The 6,000-nt window shown below is 47.1% G+C and carries 4 protein-coding genes and 1 other RNA gene; 3 read left to right on the plus strand and 2 right to left on the minus strand.

Annotation, left to right across the window (positions count from 1 at the left end; genetic code table 11):
- Window positions 1–150: 150 nt before the first annotated feature.
- Window positions 151–2,583 (minus strand): thiamine pyrophosphate-dependent enzyme, encoded by a 2,433-nt coding sequence (locus tag Q3W13_RS23645; RefSeq protein WP_302868256.1) that lies wholly within the window; start codon window positions 2,581–2,583, stop codon window positions 151–153.
- Between the two features lie 202 nt (window positions 2,584–2,785).
- Between Q3W13_RS23645 and Q3W13_RS23650 the strand changes: the two genes are divergently transcribed.
- Window positions 2,786–3,190: a DUF1573 domain-containing protein gene (locus tag Q3W13_RS23650; RefSeq protein WP_302868258.1), complete on the plus strand. Its 405-nt coding sequence runs from the start codon at window positions 2,786–2,788 to the stop codon at window positions 3,188–3,190.
- A gap of 167 nt (window positions 3,191–3,357) precedes the next feature.
- Window positions 3,358–4,587, plus strand: coding sequence for a pyridoxal phosphate-dependent aminotransferase (locus Q3W13_RS23655; RefSeq protein WP_302868260.1), 1,230 nt, complete (start codon window positions 3,358–3,360; stop codon window positions 4,585–4,587).
- 76 nt (window positions 4,588–4,663) lie between these two features.
- Here the strand turns inward: Q3W13_RS23655 and Q3W13_RS23660 are convergent, their stop codons facing one another.
- Window positions 4,664–5,335, minus strand: a complete 672-nt coding sequence (locus Q3W13_RS23660; RefSeq protein ID WP_302868261.1) for a hypothetical protein — start codon at window positions 5,333–5,335, stop codon at window positions 4,664–4,666.
- A gap of 199 nt (window positions 5,336–5,534) precedes the next feature.
- Here Q3W13_RS23660 and ssrA point away from each other — a divergent pair.
- Window positions 5,535–5,903, plus strand: a transfer-messenger RNA (tmRNA) gene (ssrA, locus tag Q3W13_RS23665).
- Window positions 5,904–6,000: the final 97 nt, after the last annotated feature.

The following is a 6,000-nucleotide window of genomic DNA, read 5'->3' on the forward strand; positions in this document are numbered from 1 at the left end:
GAGAAAATTAAAAGTCCCAACCTGCAGGCCGGGACGCAAAAGTAGTTTTTTTAATTAAATCGTACTTACAAGTGACTGTAAAGGCATATGCCCGTCGCTTGTATTTACCGGAAAAGAGATGCTAAGCAACGGCACTTTCGCTGTAGCCTATCAGAACATTCCGGGGTATTTATGCGGGTCTGTCTCGGTCATCAAACTGTACACTGCCTCAATAACGTCATCCAGGGATGGCTTGCTGAAGTAACCGCCATCAGAGCCGTAAGGCGGACGGTGGGCCTTTGCCGTAAGCGTGCGTGGCTGTACATCCAACGAGTAATAGCCATTTTGTGCTTCGAGCACCTGTTGTAAAATATAAGCCGATGCGCCGCCGGGTACGTCCTCGTCTACAATCAGCAATTTGCTGGTTTTTTTCAATGAGGCGCCGCAAGTGTTATCTAAATCAAAAGGATAAAGGGTTTGGGGGTCGATAACCTCAATGCTAATACCCATTTTCTGCAGCTCATTCGCCGCTTCCATCACAATGCGCAGTGTTGAGCCGTAGGAGATCACAGTAATATCGTTACCCTGATTGAGCACTTCAGCCTTGCCCAGGGGAACGGTAAACTCCCCAACATTAGCGGGCAGCCGCTCTTTGAGGCGGTAGCCATTCAAACACTCTATTACGAGCGCAGGTTCATCTCCGCGCAGCAATACGTTATACATTCCGGCAGCCTGCGTCATATCGCGCGGTACACAGATATGCAAGCCCCGCATCGAGTTCAATATCAAACCAAGCGGCGAGCCTGAATGCCAGATGCCTTCGAGCCGGTGGCCGCGCGTCCGCACGATCAGCGGGGCTTTTTGGCCGCCACGGGTACGGTAGCTTAAGCTTGCCAGATCGTCACTTAAAACATTGATAGAATACAACAGGTAATCCAGGTACTGGATTTCGGCAATCGGGCGCAGGCCACGCATAGCCAGGCCCATGCCTTGCCCTATTATTGTTGCTTCGCGTATACCGGTATCAGTAATGCGCAGATCGCCGTATTTCAGCTGCAAACCTGCAAAACCCTGGTTTACGTCGCCAATGGCGCCTACATCTTCGCCAAAAGCTACAATGCTCTTGTCACGCTCAAAGTTGGCATCAAAGCAGGCGTTCAATACTTCACGGCCGTCTATGTATTTCGAGTCCTCGTAATACCGTACACTGGTTTGTTGTAGTTTTAACGGAGAGTAGGGAGTACCGGTAAATAATTTGGAGTTAAAACGCTCCTCGTTTTTTTTATTTTCATCAGCCAGCCAGCTTACGAGCGCGCTGCGCTGAAAACCGGGCTGCGTTACGGTTATCCGCAAAGCCTTGCGTACGGCGGCAATAACGTCTTTACGGCCTGGGTCTACACATTCACGCAATTCGGTAACGGTTGCCAATAATTCATCCTGGTAGTCCGACTCCCGGGCCAGGTCCTCTATCATGCGTGCGGCCTCATTAATTTCCAGGCTGATCTCGCCGCTCAACTGGTTCCAGACCTCTCGCTGCACGTCGCGCACATGTTTTTTTGCAGCAGCCTCCAACTCGTCCAGCTCAGCATCGGTAGCCACGGCAGAGGCCACCATCCATTTACGCATCTGCGCAAGGCAGTCGTACTCCTCTTCCCAGGCCAAACGCTCTTTTGATTTATACCGCTCATGCGAGCCCGAAGTTGAATGACCCTGAGGCTGGGTCATCTCCACCACGTGTATCAGCACAGGTACATGCTCGGCACGGCACATGGCTACAGCACGTTCATAGGTTTCGCAAAGGGCTACATAGTCCCAGCCTTTCACTTTAAAAATCTCGTAGCCATTGGTGCCCTCTGAACGCTGAAAACCTTTTAATATTTCGGAGATATCCTCTTTAGTGGTTTGTAACCTGGCGGGGACTGAAATGGCGTAGGCGTCGTCCCAAACCGAAATAGCCATTGGCACCTGCAAAACGCCGGCCGCATTTAGCGCCTCAAAAAACAGGCCTTCAGAAGTAGAACCGTTACCTATGGTGCCGAATGCAACCTCGTTGCCCTTTACAGAAAATTTGTTTAAATATTCCAGCTGCTTATTTTGGCGGTATAATTTCGAAGCATACGCCAAACCTAACAGACGCGGCATGTGGCCGCCTGTTGTCGATATATCTGCCGAGCAATTCATGGTATCCGCCTGGTTAGCCCAGGTGCCATCGGGGTTAACAAAGCGGGTGGCATAGTGGCAATTCATCTGCCTGCCTGCCGAAGCGGGGTCCTTGCCGATCTCGGGATAAGCATACAACTGCGCAAAAAATTCGTGCAGGTTACTCATGCCGGTGGCGAACATAAAGGTTTGGTCGCGGTAATAGCCGGCGCGCCAGTCGCCTTTTTTAAAAGCCTTAGCCATAGCCAGTTGAGCCACTTCCTTGCCGTCGCCAAATATGCCGAACTTAGCCTTACCGGTAAGCACTTCGCGGCGGCCCAGCAAACTGGCCTGCCGGCTTTCAAAGCCTATACGATAATCGTTAATAACGATCTTCTTAAAATCATCAAAACTCAGCTCTGCGGTGCTTAACTGTCCGGTAGTGTTATTTACAGTTTCAGGCATATTTTATTTTGGTTAGGCGGCAAAATTATAAAATTCTATTTTGTTTTTGGTAACTTTCCTTATAAAACATCTACTTCAGATAATAGTTTTAATATTAAATTAAACCATTTATATTTGTATTAATCAAACAGAAATTAAGAAGCATTTTTGAGTACATACCCCTTAAAAACCGCTTTGAAGCTCTTAAAAACAATTTACTATAATGAAAAAGATCTTATTAGTATGCGCTGTAATTTTAGGTTTCGCTTTCAGTGCTTCGGCACAGGACAGCGACAAACCGGTGTTCAAATTCAACGAGGAAAAACACGACTTCGGTAAAATTCCGCAAGGCACGCCTGTTACCACCGTGTTTGAATACACCAACGTTGGTAAGCAACCCCTTATCGTTACCGATGTACGCCCAACCTGCGGCTGTACTATTGCCGACTACACCAAAACCCCTGTAAAAAGCGGCGAAAAAGGCACTATCAAAATTACCTACAATGCGGCTGTAGCAGCTCCGTTTAATAAAGGTATCGTAGTAACCTCAAACGCTTCAATTCCCCAAAAAACATTGAATATTGTGGGCGAGGTAGTTGCCAAATCAGCAGGAACGGGAACGAAGTAAGCGCCGCTGAATCTGCCCTAAAGCAGAGATTTGATAAATATGAAAGAGACATAAGGGATTGTGTCTCTTTTTATTTTTGTCAACTGCCAACTCATAAACTGTCAACTTCTTTCTTCCGGACTTTCTGGCTTTTCCGACTTTCAGACTAAATTCCCTACCTTTGCCTCATGCCAAAAATATCGCACAAAGGCGAGCAAATGCCTGCATCGCCGATACGGAAATTAACCCCTTTTGCCGACAAGGCTAAAGCTGATGGAAAGAAAGTTTATCACTTAAATATCGGTCAGCCCGATATAGAGACGCCGGAGGGAATGCTGGATGCAATTAAGAACATTAGTTTCAAGGTTTGGGCTTATACACCGTCCGAGGGTACGCTGTCTTACCGCAAAAAGCTGACTGAATATTACAACAAGCTTGGTTACAACATTACCCCTGAAAACATCATTGTTACCACGGGTGGTTCTGAAGCTATCACCATCAGCATGATGGCCTGCCTTAACCCGGGCGACGAGGTGATTATCCCCGAGCCATTCTACGCCAATTATAATGGTTTTGCCTGCCAGAGCGATATTGTGGTGAAACCCATCCTGTCGTACATTGAAAATGGTTTTGCCTTGCCCCCGATCAGCGAGTTTGAGAAACTCATCACCGACAAAACCAAAGCGATCATTATTTGCAATCCTAATAACCCTACAGGTTACCTGTACTCACGCGGGGAGTTGGAAGCTTTAAAGGAACTGGCCCTTAAATACGATCTGTACCTCTTCAGCGATGAGGCTTACCGGGAGTTCTGCTATGGCGGCCAGGAGTTTATCTCGCCTATGCACCTTTACGGCCTGGAAGAAAACGTAATTGTGATGGACACCGTAAGCAAACGTTACAGCGCCTGTGGTGCGCGCCTGGGCTGTTTAATCACCAAAAACAAACAGGTACTGGCGGCAGGTTTGAAATTCGCGCAAGCACGTTTAAGTCCCGGAATGGTTGAGCAGATTGCCGGCGAAGCTGCTGTTGATACACCGGACGATTATTTTGAAACTGTAAATAAAGAATATACCGCACGTCGTGATACTATTGTAGGCGCTCTGAATAAAATGGATGGCGTTTACTGCCCTAATCCGGGCGGCGCATTCTACGTGGTGGCGCAGCTGCCAATAGATAATGCTGATAAGTTTTGCCAATGGATGCTGGAGTCCTTCAGCCACGAAAACCAAACCGTTATGATGGCCCCGGCGACCGGCTTTTACAGCAGCCCCGGTGCAGGATTAAATGAAGTGCGCATGGCTTATGTACTCAACATCAAAGATATTGAGAATGCGATGATCTGCCTGGAGGAAGCCTTGAAGGTGTACCCGGGAAGGCAAGTAGCAGTATCAGCGGAAAGCAGTATCGGCAGTTAGTGACGGTAGCAGTAAGAAGTAGCAGTCTTTTGCTTTAGTGAAGATTTAAAGACTGCTACTTAAAACTGCTACGCTATTACTGATTTCCCAACCGGGTGGTAAAATCCGAGATCACGTTTTGATATTTACGCAGGATGCGGTCCCAGTCGTGGAATTGCTCATCAGCCTTTACGCTGGTGAGGGGCGCGCCGGAATATTCGCTTACTAATTTCACTTTATAAGTTAAGGGTTCGCTTTTGGCCAGCTTAATGATGAGCCGGGTGCGGATGGTATTTTGCTGAAAGCTCTGCACGCTCCACGCTGTTCGGAGATAGGAGGTTTCCTTGTCTGAAACTTCAATAGCGTCGAAATAGTCGGTCACCACCTGGTTAGCGCGTTTCCACACATCTACCGGGTCCTGTTTTTTATTTACTTCTATAGAAAAATCGATGTTAGCCTGGTCTGTCTTTACAGATGCTTCTTCGGCATCGTCTCTCTTCATATCAAAAAACTGTTTTTTGGGTGGCTCAGTTTGTCCTTTCTTATTACAGTAGGTCTGCTCATATTTAAGGAAACCGGCTTTTTGCACCTTAACGTTTACACAAGAGTTTTTTGGCACTTTAACTTTCAGGTTGCCGGTGCCGAGGCTCTGTCCGTCAACAATAATGGTTGCGTCAGGTTCAGACGCCGATACCATAACAGTTTGCGCGCTGGCAGCAAAAGAGGCGACAAGGAGTAATAAAATTACAGGTAAAAAGTAAACTTTCATTCTTTAAATCAGATTAGGGTTTTAAGTTTGTTAAATGCCGATGAAGTTAGGGCGGCCAGGCGGGTTAATAAATACCAGTTTATGGGTATATTGGAGGAGGAAGCCGTAGCACTGGCTCATGCCTGGCATTAAAAACTACTATTGCTGCTACCTACTGCCACTAATTTTTCGTATCTTTGTATACTACTTAATTCTACATGGGGTCGATCGGAATTGACAGGATGGAGATAAGTAGGTAAGCATGCAGCGCGTTGGGCGAATTAGCGCTTTAATCTGAACGCTCAAAATCACAAATGGCGAAAATAACTACGCCTTAGCTGCCTAATTTAGAATTAGAATAGCTTTTGTCCCGCCGGTTTTCCGTTTCATCGGGCCGGCAATCGGGGCATCGAAAGATGAAACTGGTTTGCTTAGGGTGCGATAAGCGGACGAGATAAAGCACCTACGGAAGACGGTACAGGCAAGCGACTGGCCTTCCCCTTCCCGACAATTAAACAGAAGCTAAGCATGTAGAAAGCTTACCTTATACCATGTTTGGACGAGGGTTCGAATCCCTCCGGCTCCACGAAAACAGGACTTTAACAGTCTAAAAAGAGGCCGTCTCATAAGTAAAATTATGAGGCGGTTTTTTTGTATAAGCGGGAGAGATTTTGTAAATTAAAGGC

The organism is Mucilaginibacter sp. L3T2-6, assembly GCF_030519355.1.
Classification (GTDB): Bacteria; Bacteroidota; Bacteroidia; order Sphingobacteriales; family Sphingobacteriaceae; genus Mucilaginibacter.